At 69.4% G+C, this 13,748-nt stretch carries 15 protein-coding genes; 10 read left to right on the top strand and 5 right to left on the bottom strand.

Going from position 1 to position 13,748, the window contains the following annotated elements; genetic code table 11:
- Positions 1-10: 10 nt before the first annotated feature.
- Positions 11-901 (bottom strand): LysR family transcriptional regulator, encoded by an 891-nt coding sequence (locus I5731_RS14480; protein ID WP_197312111.1) that lies wholly within the window; start codon positions 899-901, stop codon positions 11-13.
- A 101-nt stretch (positions 902-1,002) separates the two neighbouring features.
- Here I5731_RS14480 and I5731_RS14475 point away from each other — a divergent pair, with 101 nt between their 5' ends.
- The 3 genes from I5731_RS14475 to I5731_RS14465 all read left to right on the top strand — a co-directional run bounded on the left by I5731_RS14475 (position 1,003) and on the right by I5731_RS14465 (position 3,155).
- Complete coding sequence (locus tag I5731_RS14475) at positions 1,003-2,061, top strand: aldo/keto reductase (RefSeq protein WP_197312110.1); 1,059 nt, start codon at positions 1,003-1,005, stop codon at positions 2,059-2,061.
- A gap of 83 nt (positions 2,062-2,144) precedes the next feature.
- Entirely contained in the window at positions 2,145-2,696 is a 552-nt protein-coding gene (locus tag I5731_RS14470; RefSeq protein WP_197312109.1) for a nuclear transport factor 2 family protein, read from the top strand.
- Between the two features lie 126 nt (positions 2,697-2,822).
- Positions 2,823-3,155 (top strand): Atu4866 domain-containing protein, encoded by a 333-nt coding sequence (locus tag I5731_RS14465; protein ID WP_197312108.1) that lies wholly within the window; start codon positions 2,823-2,825, stop codon positions 3,153-3,155.
- A gap of 299 nt (positions 3,156-3,454) precedes the next feature.
- On the opposite strand, the gene I5731_RS14460 is transcribed toward I5731_RS14465, so the two are convergent.
- Positions 3,455-4,078: a TetR/AcrR family transcriptional regulator gene (locus I5731_RS14460; RefSeq protein ID WP_197312107.1), complete on the bottom strand. Its 624-nt coding sequence runs from the start codon at positions 4,076-4,078 to the stop codon at positions 3,455-3,457.
- A 171-nt stretch (positions 4,079-4,249) separates the two neighbouring features.
- Here I5731_RS14460 and I5731_RS14455 point away from each other — a divergent pair, with 171 nt between their 5' ends.
- Complete coding sequence (locus tag I5731_RS14455; protein ID WP_197312106.1) at positions 4,250-5,005, top strand: SDR family NAD(P)-dependent oxidoreductase; 756 nt, start codon at positions 4,250-4,252, stop codon at positions 5,003-5,005.
- A 132-nt stretch (positions 5,006-5,137) separates the two neighbouring features.
- Here the strand turns inward: I5731_RS14455 and I5731_RS14450 are convergent, their stop codons facing one another.
- Together I5731_RS14450 and I5731_RS14445 are read right to left on the bottom strand one after the other, a co-directional pair.
- Positions 5,138-5,641, bottom strand: coding sequence for a pyridoxamine 5'-phosphate oxidase family protein (locus I5731_RS14450; RefSeq protein WP_197312105.1), 504 nt, complete (start codon positions 5,639-5,641; stop codon positions 5,138-5,140).
- 196 nt (positions 5,642-5,837) lie between these two features.
- Positions 5,838-6,236, bottom strand: a complete 399-nt coding sequence (locus I5731_RS14445; RefSeq protein WP_197312104.1) for a RidA family protein — start codon at positions 6,234-6,236, stop codon at positions 5,838-5,840.
- A gap of 133 nt (positions 6,237-6,369) precedes the next feature.
- On the opposite strand from I5731_RS14445, the gene I5731_RS14440 reads away from it, so the two are divergent.
- The 6 genes from I5731_RS14440 (at position 6,370) to I5731_RS14415 (ending at position 13,047) form a co-directional block, all read left to right on the top strand.
- Positions 6,370-6,960, top strand: a complete 591-nt coding sequence (locus tag I5731_RS14440; RefSeq protein ID WP_235981803.1) for a TetR/AcrR family transcriptional regulator — start codon at positions 6,370-6,372, stop codon at positions 6,958-6,960.
- 150 nt (positions 6,961-7,110) lie between these two features.
- Positions 7,111-7,566: an ABA4-like family protein gene (locus I5731_RS14435; RefSeq protein ID WP_197312103.1), complete on the top strand. Its 456-nt coding sequence runs from the start codon at positions 7,111-7,113 to the stop codon at positions 7,564-7,566.
- A 4-nt stretch (positions 7,567-7,570) separates the two neighbouring features.
- The gene (locus I5731_RS14430) at positions 7,571-8,371 is read left to right on the top strand and encodes a hypothetical protein (RefSeq protein ID WP_197312102.1); all 801 of its coding nucleotides are present in this window, start codon (positions 7,571-7,573) and stop codon (positions 8,369-8,371) included.
- Between the two features lie 53 nt (positions 8,372-8,424).
- A complete protein-coding gene (locus I5731_RS14425) occupies positions 8,425-9,900 on the top strand; it encodes a 3' terminal RNA ribose 2'-O-methyltransferase Hen1 (protein ID WP_235981801.1) in 1,476 nt (491 codons plus the stop codon).
- On the top strand, positions 9,897-12,473 hold the full coding sequence (locus I5731_RS14420) for a polynucleotide kinase-phosphatase (protein ID WP_197312101.1): 2,577 nt from the start codon (positions 9,897-9,899) through the stop codon (positions 12,471-12,473). The genes I5731_RS14425 and I5731_RS14420 overlap by 4 nt, the downstream gene beginning before the upstream one ends.
- A 163-nt stretch (positions 12,474-12,636) precedes the next feature.
- Positions 12,637-13,047, top strand: coding sequence for a DUF7674 family protein (locus tag I5731_RS14415; RefSeq protein ID WP_197312100.1), 411 nt, complete (start codon positions 12,637-12,639; stop codon positions 13,045-13,047).
- 75 nt (positions 13,048-13,122) lie between these two features.
- Here I5731_RS14415 and I5731_RS14410 read toward each other — a convergent pair whose 3' ends face one another.
- Complete coding sequence (locus tag I5731_RS14410; protein WP_197312099.1) at positions 13,123-13,725, bottom strand: DedA family protein; 603 nt, start codon at positions 13,723-13,725, stop codon at positions 13,123-13,125.
- Positions 13,726-13,748: the final 23 nt, after the last annotated feature.

Genomic DNA, 13,748 nt, shown 5'->3' with positions numbered 1-13,748 from the left:
GTCGCCTCCACTAGCGCCACCGCCGCGCATGCTCGACGAGGGCCCGCAGCTTCGGGGCGAGGTTGCGGCGGTTGGGGAAATAGAGGAAGAAGCCGGCGAACGGCGGGCAGTAGTCCTCGAGCAGCGGCACCAGCTCGCCCCTCTCGACATAGGGCCGGAAGGTCTCCTGCAGGCCGAAGGTGATGCCGCCGCCGGCAACGGCCGTGCGGATCATCAGCCACATGTCGTTGGTGGTGATCTGCGGATCGACCGCGACGTCGTAGTCTCGCCCGTCCTCACCGAACTCCCAGCGATAGGGCGCCGTGTGCGGCGCCGGGCGCCAGCCGATGCAGCGGTGCCGCGCGAGCTCGGACGGGTGCGCCGGCGCGCCGAAGCGCGCGACGTAGGACGGTGCCGCATAGGCCGCGTGACGCTGGTCGCCGGAGACCGGCACCGCGATCATGTCCTGGTCGATCACCTCCCCGAGCCGCACCCCGGCGTCATAGCCCTCCGCGACGATGTCGAACTCCTCGTCGGTGACGGTCACGTCGATCGTGACCGCCGGGTTGGCGTCGGCAAAGCCCGCGAGCAGCGGCCCCGAGATGAACCGCTCCGCGATCGAGGACACGGCCAGCCGCAGCAGGCCGCTCGGCGCGAGATCGCGGTCGGCGGTGGCCTCCAGCGCCAGCCCGACCTCCGAGATCGCCGGCGCCACACGCTGATAGAGCTGCTCGCCCGCCTCCGTCAGGCTGACACTGCGCGTCGTGCGCTGCACCAGCGCGACGCCGAGCCGGTCCTCGAGCCGCCGGATCGCCAGGCTCACCGCCGGGCGCGTCACGCCGAGCCGCTCCGCCGCGCCACGAAAGCTGCGCGCCTCGGCGACGGCGAGGAAGACGGAAAGGCCGGTGAGATCGACTGCCATTGGTAATCCGAGCTTACCAGCGTGGTCAGCACTGGGCAAATTGTCCGCCAGTTACCCTGTCCCTACCTTCGTTGCAGTGAAAACAGCGAAGGACAGCCAAGATGAAACTCGACGACTACAGGCTTCTCGGCCGCTCGGGCCTGCGTGTTTCGCCGCTCAGCCTCGGCACCATGACGTTCGGCTCCGACTGGGGCTGGGGTGCCGACAGCACCGAAGCACGCCGTATCTTCGATCTCTACGTCGACCGCGGCGGCAATTTCACCGACTCCGCGGTGAACTACACCAACGGCGCCGCCGAACGCTTTCTCGGCGAGTTCATCTCCGACAAGCGCGAGAAGCTGGTCATCGCGACGAAGTTCACCATGGCGCGCGATCCCGGCAACCCGAATTCCGGCGGCAATCACCGGCTCAACATCGTGCGCTCCGTCGAGCAGAGCCTGCGCCAGCTCGCCACCGACCGCCTCGACCTCCTGTACCTGCACGCCTTCGACATGACGACCCGGCCGGACGAGGTGATGCGCGCGCTCGACGATCTCGTCCGCGCCGGCAAGATCCTCTATCCCGGCATCTGCAACACGCCGGCCTGGCGGGTCGCCGAGATGCAGACACTGGCAGATCTCCGTGGCCTGTCGCCCTTCGTCGCGCTGCAGATCGAGTACAGCCTCGTCGAGCGCACCACCGAGCACGAGCTGATGCCGATGGCGGAGGCCCTCGGGCTCGGCGTGCTGCCGTGGTCGCCGCTCGGTGGCGGCGTGCTCGCCGGCAAGTATTCAAGGGCGGATGTCGTGGACTCCCGCGAGGCGGCCGTCTCGCCGAGCCGCAAGGGCGTCATCGCCGCCTCCGGCCATCTCAACGCGCGATCGATCGAGATCGCCGAGGAAGTGCGCGCCGTCGCCGGGGAGATCGGAGCGACGCCGAGCCAGGTGGCGCTCGCCTGGACGCTGCTTCACCCGGCCGTTGTCTCGCCGATCATCGGCGCCCGCACCACCGCGCAGGCGGAGGAAAACCTCGGCGCGCTCGACGTCGAGCTCAGCCCGGCGCAGCGCGCGCGCCTCGACGCGGTGAGCGCCCCCGATCCGATTTTCCCGGCCCGTTTCGTCGACCGGCCGCTGGTGCAGCAGCTGATCTTCGGCGGAACGACCGTGGCCCGCCGCGCCTGATGGCACGGCGACGGCCATCCCGAAAGGTCGGCGGACTCGATGCCGACCTCGCCCTGTCCCGAACCCAGGAAGGACACGACACCATGCGCCTTGCCACGACGACCCACCGCCTCGCCGCCGCCGGCCGCGCCATGCTGCTGGCATCTGTTTTCGCCGCTGGCCTCGGTCCGGCTCATGCCGGCACCCCCGCGCCGGACCCTCGCGTCGAGAACCGGAACCTGATCATGGAGACGCAGAACACGGCCACCGTTCGAGCCGCGTTCGAGGCCTGGCAGGCCGGAGGCAACGTCTTCGCCGACCTGCTCGCGCCCGACGTGGTGTGGACGATCCACGGCTCCGGCCCGGTCGCCGGCACCTACCGCGGCCTCGACGACTTTGTCAGCCGCGCCTCCGCGCCGCTGGTCACCCGTCTTTCGACCCCGATCGTGCCGGAGGTGCACGACATCTTCGCCGACGGCGACACCGTCATCGTCCGCTTCGACGGCGCCGCCACGACGACCTCGGGCGCGCCCTATCGCAACCAGTTCGTCTGGATCTTCCGGATGGACGATGGCGTCGTCGTCGAGGCCGAGGCCTTTCTCGACCTCGCCGCCTATCAGCAGGTCGTTGAGAACAACGAGCCGCGGACGGACTGACCGGGCCTCCCGGGCGCGGGGCCGTGGGTCGCTTCCCGGCTGGCGAGGCGACCGACCCGGCCCCGTGCCCGGCCCCGTGCCCGGCGCTGAGCACTGAAATCAGCCTCAAATCGCAAGGAGCCGATCATGCGGCATGCCTTCGCGGTCCTGATGACCGCCACTCTTCTTTCCCAACCCGCCCACGCCCAGGAGCCCGAAGTGCAGACGAGCCACCCCTATGCCGGCATGTGGGTCACCGACGACAACCGCGTCCGCCACGAACTTCTGCCGAACGGCCGCTACGTCGAGGCGCGCGGCACGCGCGAGGCCGCCTATGAGGGGCGCTACGAGGTCACCGGAACCCATATCGAATACTGGGACGACACTGGCTTCACCGCCGACGGCGACTTCGTCGACGACGACACCCTGCACCACGGCGGCATGATCCTGCGCCGCCGTCCGGCGCCTGCAGGTCCCTGACCTGGCGGCTGGGCCCGCGGTCAACGGCGGTCAGACTTCGTGACCGCGGGGTGACGCCTCGGCTTTTCCCTCGCCCTTCGAGACAGCCGCTGCGCGGCTTCCTCAGGATGAGGAAAAAGGGCAAGTACTTGGGAAACTGGAGAAAATCGCGGAGGCCTCATCCTGAGGAGGCCCAAAGGGCCGTCTCGAAGGGCGAGGCCGGGCGCGCCGGCGGTTGCCGCTCTTGGACCGGACAGCTAGTCCCCACCTCGCGGTGGCCGTCTCGCCGAGATCAGCCAAAGGCCGCAGCGCCCCGGCAATCAGCCCATCGCTTCCACGGCCAGATCCGGCGCGGTCGCCCGACCGGACGGCCAGGTCGAGAGCGCCTGTTCGGCGACGGCGCGCAGCGTGTCGCGATCGAAGCCGGCTTTCGCCTGCACCGCCATGCCGTGCAGCACGGCCATCACGAAGGCGGCGAGCACCGCGGGCTTCACCGTCTCCGGCAGATCACCCTCGGCCTGTGCACGTTCGAAGCGCTGCCGGATCTGCGCTTCGCCGTCGGCGCGCGCCTCGACCAGCGCGAGGCGCACCGGCTCCGACTCGTCCGAGCCCGCCAGCGCGCCGTTGATGCCGAGACAGCCGGTGTGCTCGGGATAGCGCGTGTTGAGGTCGATCGCACGATCGAAGAGATGCGCCGCGACCGCGCGCGAGGTCGGCAGCGCCAGCGCCTCGGGCAGATAGTCGAGATAACGCTCGTAGTAGCGCACCAGCGCCCGGCGGAAGAGCGCCTCCTTGTTGCCGAACGCCGAATAGAGCGCCGGCCGCTCGACACCCGCCGCCTCCGTCAGGTCGGCGTAGGACGCCCCCTCGTAGCCCTTGCGCCAGAACACGCATAGCGCCGCGTCGAGCACCTTCTCCACGTCGAATTCACGATGGCGACCCATCCGTCCGGCCCATTCCTCGTCAGATCCGCATTTTCATAACGACCATTATTAAACCGCTTGACAGGCGCTGTCCACATTTCATACCTAGCGTTATCGTAATGATCGTTACGTTAACGGCGCGCCTCCCCCGGCACCGGCGGCGGGGACGCCACAGGCTGCAAGGAAAAACTCATGTCGAACACATTGCAGGGCCAGGTCGCCCTCGTCACCGGCGGCTCGCGCGGGCTCGGCGCGGCCATCGCCGAAGCGCTGGCCGATCAGGGCGCCGACGTCGCGATCAGCTACGTCGCGTCGGCCGACAAGGCGGAGGCCGTCGTGGCAAAGCTGAAGGCGAAGGGCGTGCGGGCGGTGGCAATCCGCAACGATCAGGCGGACACGGCGGCGGCGAGCTCCCTCGTCGACGCGGTCATCGGCCACTTCGGCCGGCTCGACATCCTCATCAACAATGCCGCGATCGCCGTTCAGGGCCGCAAAGTGGACGATCCGCAACACGACACCGTCGGCCTCGACCAGCAGTGGCAGATCAACGTGTCGGGGGCGGTCGCCACGACGCGGGCAGCGGCCAAAGTGTTGCCGGATGGCAGCCGGATCATCTTCATCGGCTCCGGGCTCGGCAGCCGGGTCCCGTTCGCCGGCGTCGCCGACTATGCGGCGACGAAATTCGCGATCGCCGGCTATGCGAAGGGCATCGCCCGCGATCTTGGGGGCCGCAACATCACCGTCAATGTCGTCCAGCCCGGCATCATGCCGACCGACATGGCGGCCGCGGTGCGCGACAACCTGCCCCCCGCGATCATGGACCTGCACGCCATCCGCCGCATCGCGACGCTCGAGGAGGTCGCGGCCCTCGTCGTCTTCCTCGCGGGGCCGAACGCCGGCTACATCACCGGCAGTGCCATCGACGTCGCCGGCGGCTTCCAGATCTGAACGCGGCTCCTCGCGCAGCGCTTCCCCGCAGTTTGCGGCCAACGCACAGCGGCCGCCCCCGTTTCCGGGGGCGGCCGATCGTCGGGCTCACGCGCTTGCGAGCGATGTAACTGCTCGATCTGCCGCGTCGGCTCAAATCGCGACCTTGGCGTGGTCGCCGAACTTCGGCTTGGCGCCCGTCACGGCCGCCGCCAGCATCTTGACGCTGGAGACGATCACGCCGGGGCTATCCCAGATTTCCGCATCGTCCGGGGTGAACGTGATCAGACGGATGCGCGGATCATCTTCCGAATCCCACCACGCCTTGGTGTCCGGCGTGAAGATCTCCTTGATCTTCGCGCGGTCGTTGGACACCGCGGCGCGGCCGGTCATCGTGACGAACTTATAGGAACTCGCGTTGGCAAAGGCGAGGGTCGCCTGCGGGTGCTCGGCGAGCTCGTCGACCTTGTAGCTGTCGACGTCGGTCAGGAAGTACACCGCGCCATTGTCGCGCTCGACCGAGGCATCCATCGGCCGCGAATGCAGCACCTTGCCGTTCCAGGTGTTGAACATCGCGATCTTGATGTCCTTGGCGAGTTCCCAGGCCCGGTCGACCAGTTCCTCGGGGGTCTTGCTCGTCTGTTCTTCGCGCGCCATCGGAAATGTCCTCGTTGTGGATGTGACGAGGAAACGGTGGCGCCGGCGGAAAGGTTCCGCGACGTCGTTCGGCGACGCGCTTTGCTGCGGCGTCCGGCGGGGCGCGGCGGCGGCCGCAAGGTGGTGCCGCGCTTTTGACACGGCGTGCCCGGATGGCTGCTCCCCAGCCACCCTCCGTCGCTTGGTATCTCGGCTCTCACGTCGCCTCAGGAACGCGGGCGATCACCTTGATCTCGAAGTCGAAACCCGCCAGCCAGTTGACGCCGATCGCGGTCCAGTTCGGATAGGGCGCCTGCGGGAACACTTCGTCCTTGATCGCCATGAACGGCTCGAACTGCCGCTCCGGGTCGGTGTGGAAGCTGGTGACGTCGACGATGTCGTCGATCGTGCAGCCGGCCGCCGCGAGTGTCGCCTTCAGATTGGCGAAGGCCTGCCGGACCTGGGTCTGGTACTCGGGCTCCGGGCTCCCGTCGGCCCGGCTGCCGACCTGGCCGGAGACAAACACGAGGTCGCCGGACCGGATGGCGGCGGAATAGCGGTGCGCCTCGTAGAGCGCAGTCCGGTCGGGGGGAAAAACGGCTTCTCGATGGGTCATGTCTCGATCCTCAGCGGCGCGCCCCGCCCCTTCACAGGCGGCGGCAACTCATATACGTTACGTATGCAAGATGGCTCGCATACGCCTCGTATGTCAACAGGGCCGGTCGTTGTTTCAAGGCTCGGGGATCGGGATGGCCGTCAGAACGCGCGCCGCGATGATGGAAGACACGCGCGCCAAGCTGATTGCGGCCGGCCGCAAGGCCTTCATGGAAAAGGGCTTTGCCGAGGCCTCGATGGACGACCTCACCGCCGCCGTCGGCCTGACGCGCGGCGCGCTCTATCACAACTTCGGCGACAAGAAGGGCCTGCTCGCGGCCGTAGTCGCCGAGCTCGACGGCGAGATGGCGGCGAAGGCACGGCAGGCCGCGGCAGCCGCCGCAAACACCTGGGACGCATTGGAAGCCGAAGGTGCGGCCTACATCGAGCTCGCGCTCGACCCGGAGGTGCAGCGCATCGTGCTGCTCGACGGCCCCGCCTTCCTCGGCGATCCCTCGCAGTGGCCGAGCCAGAGCGCCTGCCTCGAGGAAACCCGTCAGGCCTTGTCGGCCCTCGCCGCGCAGGATCGCCTGCGGCCGGTCGACATCGAGGTGGCGGCACGCCTGCTCAACGGCGCAGCGCTCAACGCGGCGCTCTGGGTTGCGGCCAGCGCCGACCCGCAAGCCGCGCTGCCCCGTGCGATCGAGGCGTTCAAGGCGATGGCGCGGGGGTTGCTGCGCGACTAGTCGTACCGCCGGGCAGACCTCACCGCGTCTCGGGCGGCGCAGCTCGCCAAAAATGCCGGTGCGTTGCCGGCCATCCGCCGGCCGCGGCCGCGACAGCGCGGGCGAATCGGCACACCACTGGGTGCGCAGCGGCCTTCGTCGGGAGCGATCATGACGCCGGAACAGGTCTTCGCCATGACGGGTCCGCCGACGTTGCTCGGCTGGGCGATCTTGATCCTCGGCCCGCGCCGTTTCCGGTGGCTGAACACGCTGCCCCAACTCGTGATCCCGCTCGGCCTGTCGGGGCTCTATGCGGTTCTGGTGCTGCGCCATTTCGCCGAACCCGGCGGCGGCTACGGCAGTCTCGCCGAGGTGCGGCAGCTCTTTTCATCCGACTGGGTCTTGCTCGCGGGCTGGGTGCACTATCTCGCCTTTGACCTCGCGATCGGCGCGCTGCTGGCGACCCGGATGGAGAGGGCCGGCATCGGCCGCCTCATACAGGCGCCGATCCTGCTCGCGACTTTCCTGTTCGGCCCGGTGGGGTTCCTGCTCGCCCTGGTCACCGAGGCGGCCCTCGCGGCGCGGCTCGTCGTTCCCGTGCGTTTGGATCCCAGCCCCTGGACGTGACCCGATGACCTCGTCGGATTTCCCTGCTTCGACCGGACCGGCGCCGCCGAGCCCGCTCGCCGTGCTCACCGCGCTGTCCTTCGCCCTCGTCGTGTTGACGGCGGCCTGGGGGCTGGTCGACGACCGATTGCTGCAGGGCGTGCCGGTGTGGAGCAAGCCGCTGAAGTTCGCCGTCTCCTTCACGGTGCTGTTCGCCACGCTGGCGCTTGCCGAGCAGCGCCTGTCCCCGGCCTGGCGCGGCAGCTGGACGCTGCGGCTCACCACGGCGGTGATGGCCGCCGCGATGATCGGCGAGATGGCCTACATCATCGCCATGGCGGCGCAGCAGACCGCGTCGCACTACAACGTCGCCACCCCGTTCACGGCGCTGATGTACAGCCTGATGGGCGTCGGCGCGCTGGCGCTGGTCGCAGGCGTTGCGGTCTTCGGCCTCGCGGCGCTGCGCGACGCCGGCGCCCGCCTCGCCCCCGGCCTGCGCTGGGGCATCGGCTGGGGCTTCCTGCTCTCCGCCGGCCTGACGCTGGTGACGGCAGGATACATGGGCTCGGCCGGAACCCACGTCGGCACCCAGCTCGCCGGCGCCGCCACCCTGCCCCTCTTCGGCTGGTCGGCCAGCGTCGGCGACATCCGGCCCGCGCATTTCCTCGCGCTGCACGCGATGCAGGTGCTGCCGCTAGCCGGACTTCTGGCCGACCGGAACGCCATCCCCGTGCATCGCCTGCGCTGGGTGGCGCTCGCCTACACGGCCCTCACCGCCGCGGTCTTCGCGCAGGCGCTGGCAGGCTTGCCGTTGGTCCGCCTCTGAGGACCGGCCGCGACCCGGCCGCCGGACGGCGCCCGGCCACTTGCCCATGGCGCTTGCCACGAACGCATCGCCGACAGCGGCTGAAAGAGCATCGGAAAGCTGAAACCCAAGGTGGCTGCAAGTCCCGCCATCAGCTATCTGAGAGCATGTTTCTATCGATTGCGACCACCTGCCAGCCCGCCACCGACCTCGGGTACCTGCTCCACAAGCATCCCGACCGGCTGCACGAGATCGAGCAGACGTTCGGCAAGGCTTGGGTGTTTTATCCCGAGGCCGGCGAGACTCGCTGCGAAGCGGCGCTTGTGCTCGACGTCGACCCCGTCGGCTTGGTCCGCGGCAAGGGCAGCGCGGACGGCCTGCTCGACCAGTATGTCAACGACCGCCCCTATGCGGCGTCCTCGTTCCTTTCGGTCGCGCTGAACAAGGCGTTCCGGACGGCGATGACCGGCGTCTGCAAGCCGCGGCAGGATCTCGCCGACAGCGCCTTGCCGCTCGAAGCCGTGATCTGCCCCCTGCCGATGCGCGGCGGCGAGAAGCTGCTCCGTCAGCTCTTCGAACCGCTCGGCTGGAGCGTCAGCGTCGATCCGGTCCCCGGTCCGGACGCGGCGGCGATGAGCAACCTCTATGCGCGTGTGCAACTGACCGGCACGGCTCGCCTCAGCGCCCTCCTCAACCATCTCTACGTCCTCATTCCCGTCCTCGACGACGCCAAGCACTACTGGGTGGGCGACGACGAGATCGACAAGCTGCTGAAGCGCGGCGAGGGCTGGCTCGACAGCCACCCGGCGAAGGACCTGATCGTCCGCCGCTATCTTCGTCACCGCGGCGTGCTGGCGCGGGCGGCGCTGGAGAAACTGGCGCCGGAGACGCAGCAGGAGGCCATCGAGCCGGAGGCGCGCCGGGCTCCGGAAGACGCCCTGGAAGCGCCCATGCGCCTGCACGACGAACGGCTGGCGGCGGTCGTCGACGCGCTCCGGGCCGCCGGCGCGAAAACCATCGCCGATCTCGGCTGCGGCGAGGGAAGGCTGCTGCAACGCCTGCTGCGCGAGCGGTGGGCGGAGCGGCTGATCGGCCTCGATCCCGCCGCGCGCGAGCTGGAATGGGCGGCGAAACGGCTGAAGCTGCATCTTCCAGGTGGCCCGCCGGAGGAGCGCGTGCGGCTGCTGCACGGATCACTGACCTATCGGGACGGTCGGTGGGCCGACGTCGACGCCGCCGCGCTCGTCGAGGTCATCGAGCATCTCGACCCGGATCGGCTGCCGCTGGTCGAGCGCGTGGTGTTCGGCGAGACGCGCCCGGCCACCGTCGTGGTCACGACCCCCAACGCCGACTACAACGCGCTGTTTCCGAACCTGCCTGCCGGCGCCTTTCGCCATCCCGACCACCGGTTCGAATGGACACGGGCCGAGTTCGAAGCCTGGGCCGGCAAGATCGGATCGACCTATGGCTATCGGCCGGCCTTCAGCGGCATCGGCCGGCTGGACGAAACGCTGGGCGCACCGACACAGATGGCGGTATTCACCCGATGAGCACGGCCGCCCAGAGCATCGATATCCCCGATTTCTCTCTCGTCGTGCTCATCGGCTCGACGGGTGCGGGAAAATCGTCGTTCGCAGCCAGGCATTTCGGTCCGACCGAGATCATCTCGTCCGACCGTTGCCGCGCCCTGATCTCGGATGACGAAACCAACCAGGACGTCAGCGCCGACGCCTTCGCGCTGGCAGCTGAAATCGCCGGCCGGCGGCTGAAGCATCGCAAGCTCGCGGTCATCGATGCCACCAATGTCCGCCCGGCCGATCGCAAGGCCTGGATCGACCTCGCGCGCCAGTGGCACGCCCTCCCCGTCGCCATCGTCCTCGACCCAGGCATCGACGTCTGCATAGCGCGCAACAAGGCGCGGCCCGATCGTGCCTTTGGCGGCCAGGTCGTGCAGCGGATGACGGCGGAGGTGCGGCGCGGCCTCGGCGGCCTGCAGCGCGAGGGCTTCCGCCAGGTCTGGAAGCTCACCAGCGTCGACGCCATCGAGGCGGCGACCGTCGCGCGGCAGCCGCTCTGGACCGACAAGCGCCACGACTCTGGTCCCTTCGACATCATCGGCGACGTCCACGGCTGCGCCGACGAACTGCAGACGCTTCTCGCCCGGCTCGGATACCGGATCGAGTGGTCGGAGGAGCATGGCGAGCGGACGGTCGCCGTGACGCCGCCCGAAGGCCGAAAGGCGGTCTTCGTCGGCGATCTCGTCGACCGGGGGCCGAACTCGCCGGACGTGCTGCGTATCGCGATGAGCATGACGGCGGCCGGAACGGCCTATGCCGTCCAAGGCAATCATGACCGCAAGTTCGAGCGCTGGCTGGCAGGCCGAAAGGTGACGATCGCGCACGGCCTGCAGCAGACCATCGACCAGATGAAGGACCAGAGCCGCGACTTCCGCGACGCCCTGCCGAAATTCCTCGACGGGCTGCGCAGCCACCTCTGGCTCGACGGCGGCCGGCTCGCGGTCGCCCATGCCGGCCTGAAGGCGGAGATGATCGGCCGCGGCTCCGGCACGGTGCGCGAGTTCGCGCTCTACGGCGAGACGACCGGCGAGATCGACGAATTCGGCCTGCCGGTCCGCGCCGACTGGGCGGCGAGCTATCGCGGGTCGACGACCGTCGTCTACGGTCACACGCCGGTGCTGCGCGCCGACTGGGTCAACAACACACTCTGCATCGACACGGGCTGCGTCTTCGGCGGCAAGCTCACGGCGCTGCGCTGGCCGGAGAAGGACCTCGTCGAGGTCCCGGCCGAGCGCATCTGGTCCGAGCCGGTCCGCCCGCTCGGCGGCAGCCTCGACCCGGCGTCGGCCCAGGCCGGCGCGGATGCCGTCCTCGACATCAAGGACGTCAGCGGACGCCGCTGGATCGAGACGGAGCTGAAGGGCAACGTCGTCGTCGCGGAAGAAAACGCGTCCGCGGCGCTGGAAGTGATGAGCCGCTTCGCACTGGCGCCGCAGTGGCTCGCCTACCTGCCGCCGACGATGTCGCCCTCCGAGACCAGCGATCGCGACGGCTGGCTCGAGCGGCCGGAGGAGGCCTTCGCGCATTTCCGGGAGCGCGGCGTCGCCGAGGTCGTGTGCGAGGAGAAGCACATGGGCTCCCGCGCCGTGATCGCCCTCTGCAGGACGGCAGACGCCGCCAGAAACCGCTTCGGCGTGACCGGCGACGATACCGGCGCGATCTGGACCCGCACGGGACGGGCCTTCTTCGGTGATCCGGCGACGACCGAAGGGGTGCTCGCCCGGCTGCGCGCGGCGGTCGATGGTGCCGGCCTCTGGGCGGAGCTCGGCACGGACTGGCTGCTCCTCGATGCCGAGATCATGCCCTGGTCGGCCAAGGCCGGCAGCCTGATCGAAAGCCAGTACGCCCCCGTCGCGGCCTCATCCCGGGCAGGCTTTGCCGCCGCCACGGACGCCTTCACCCGGGCCGGCGCCCGCGGCGTGGAGGTCGCAGATGTCGGCGCGCATTTCGCCGATCGCGCCCGGCGGGCCGCGCTCTACGGCAAGGCCTGGGCGCCCTACGTCTGGCCGGTGTCCGGGATCGACGACCTCAAGGTCGCGCCCTTCCATCTGCTCGCGAGCGAGGGACGGCTCTGGTTCGGCGAGGATCACGTCTGGCACATGAGCCAGGCCGATCGCATGGCCGCGGCCGGCGGCGCCGTCGTGTGCCGCACGGCATGGCGCACCGTCGCGCTCGATGACGAGCGCGCTGTCGCGGGCGCGGTCGCATGGTGGGAGACGCTGACCGAAGGCGGCGGCGAAGGCATGGTGGTCAAACCGCGCCCGTTCGTCGCGCGCGGCACGAAGGGCCTCATCCAGCCCGCCCTGAAGGTGCGCGGCCGCGAATACCTCCGCATCATCTATGGCCCCGAATACGACGCCCCCGGCAACCTCGTACGTCTCCGCGAGCGGGGCCTCGGCGCCAAGCGCAATCTCGCCCTGCGCGAATTCGCGCTCGGCCACGAAGCCCTCAAGCGCTTCGTCGCCCGCGAACCGCTGCGGCGGGTCCATGAATGCGTGTTCGCGGTGCTGGCGCTCGAAAGCGAGCCGATCGATCCGAGGCTCTGACGGCGCGTGCCGCTGGTCGACGAGGTTTGCCGGAAGACGTCCGAAGCCGGCTTCGGCACGATGGCCGACGCCCCCGCACCGCGATAGTTTGCGATCCGCTTCTGGTCGTTCGGCAGGTCAAGAGGCCAGATCGCCATCAGTCGTAGGTCAGAAATTCATGGACTTGGCACCGATCACCCGTGATCACATGATCGAGACACTGCTCGTCGCCGACCCGTCCTTCCACCCGCACTGGACAGAGTTCCTCGCCGAATGGGTCGATGAGCCGGAGCCGCCGATCTATGTGGCGCTCGGATCGTTGGCGAGGCACATCCTGGAGTGCCTCGAAGCCGGCAGCAGCGAGAGGTTGGACGCGATCTTCGCTGTGGTGGAGCGCTGGCATGTCGACGGTGATCACTTCGTCCGGGAAGCCGCGACCATCGGCTTGCTCGAGACCTTGCAGAACCATACTGCCGAAAGCGAAGTGACGTTGGCGGCCGTGAAATCCCGGCTCGGGCCGGAAAGCAGGCGCTGGTGGGACAAGCTCGACCGCTTCTGGCAAGGCGATGCCCACGCGCTCGCCTTCGACGACTGACGACCGCCGCCGCGGACACCGTCGTCCGCCTCGCGAAACAGAAGACGTAGCGCCTTACTGCGGACGAGCCGCTCGCTAGAGAAACCGGCGCCAGAGCGGCCAGGCCGCCGCGGCCAGAAGCAGCAGCACCCCGCCGAACAGCAGTGGATTGTCGCTGGCCGCCATCTCCTCCATGCCGCGCGTCGCGGTGTAGCCCGGCAGCAGCATCAGGGGCGCCCAGACGAGGGCCGAGGCGATGTTGGCCGTCTGGAAACGCCGCTCCTGCATCCGCGCGACGCCCGCCAGCACCGGGACGAACGCGCGCACGGGGCCGAGGAACCGGCCGAAGAACACGGCGGCCCAGCCCCAGCGCCGGAACAGCAGCCGCGCGCGGGCATAGGCGCGGCGCTGGCGCCGCGGCAGCCATCGACGCACCACGCGCGGCCCGACCGCGCGGGCGACCCAGAAGCCTACCGCGTCGCCGGCGATCGCGCCCGTGACGGCGGCGACCACGATCGGCCCCGGCTCCAGCGCACCGGTCCCGAGCAGCGCCCCCACGGCGAGCAGCAGGGCCGTCGCCGGCACCAGCAGGCTGATGCCGGGCAGCGATTCGAGGCAGGTGATGGCGAAGACGGCGACGGGCGCCCAGCCCGAACTGTCGCGGATCCAGCGCTCGAAGCCGGCGATCAGCGCGTCCATCAGCGGCAACAGCCGGCGGACCG

The sequence above is a fragment of the Methylobrevis albus genome (assembly GCF_015904235.1).
Lineage (GTDB): Bacteria > Pseudomonadota > Alphaproteobacteria > Rhizobiales > Pleomorphomonadaceae > Methylobrevis_A > Methylobrevis_A albus.
Note: the sequence above shows the minus strand (reverse complement) of the source record. Positions and strands in the feature narration are given on the sequence as shown.

Excerpts from the sequence above, each read along its gene's own strand:
- I5731_RS14480 (WP_197312111.1), bottom strand. The coding sequence starts at position 901 with ATGGCAGTCGATCTCACCGGCCTTTCCGTCTTCCTCGCCGTCGCCGAG.
- I5731_RS14475 (WP_197312110.1), top strand. The coding sequence starts at position 1,003 with ATGAAACTCGACGACTACAGGCTTCTCGGCCGCTCGGGCCTGCGTGTT.
- I5731_RS14470 (WP_197312109.1), top strand. The coding sequence starts at position 2,145 with ATGCGCCTTGCCACGACGACCCACCGCCTCGCCGCCGCCGGCCGCGCC.
- I5731_RS14465 (WP_197312108.1), top strand. The coding sequence starts at position 2,823 with ATGCGGCATGCCTTCGCGGTCCTGATGACCGCCACTCTTCTTTCCCAA.
- I5731_RS14460 (WP_197312107.1), bottom strand. The coding sequence starts at position 4,078 with ATGGGTCGCCATCGTGAATTCGACGTGGAGAAGGTGCTCGACGCGGCG.
- I5731_RS14455 (WP_197312106.1), top strand. The coding sequence starts at position 4,250 with ATGTCGAACACATTGCAGGGCCAGGTCGCCCTCGTCACCGGCGGCTCG.
- I5731_RS14450 (WP_197312105.1), bottom strand. The coding sequence starts at position 5,641 with ATGGCGCGCGAAGAACAGACGAGCAAGACCCCCGAGGAACTGGTCGAC.
- I5731_RS14445 (WP_197312104.1), bottom strand. The coding sequence starts at position 6,236 with ATGACCCATCGAGAAGCCGTTTTTCCCCCCGACCGGACTGCGCTCTAC.
- I5731_RS14440 (WP_235981803.1), top strand. The coding sequence starts at position 6,370 with ATGGCCGTCAGAACGCGCGCCGCGATGATGGAAGACACGCGCGCCAAG.
- I5731_RS14435 (WP_197312103.1), top strand. The coding sequence starts at position 7,111 with ATGACGCCGGAACAGGTCTTCGCCATGACGGGTCCGCCGACGTTGCTC.
- I5731_RS14430 (WP_197312102.1), top strand. The coding sequence starts at position 7,571 with ATGACCTCGTCGGATTTCCCTGCTTCGACCGGACCGGCGCCGCCGAGC.
- I5731_RS14420 (WP_197312101.1), top strand. The coding sequence starts at position 9,897 with ATGAGCACGGCCGCCCAGAGCATCGATATCCCCGATTTCTCTCTCGTC.
- I5731_RS14410 (WP_197312099.1), bottom strand. The coding sequence starts at position 13,725 with ATGGACGCGCTGATCGCCGGCTTCGAGCGCTGGATCCGCGACAGTTCG.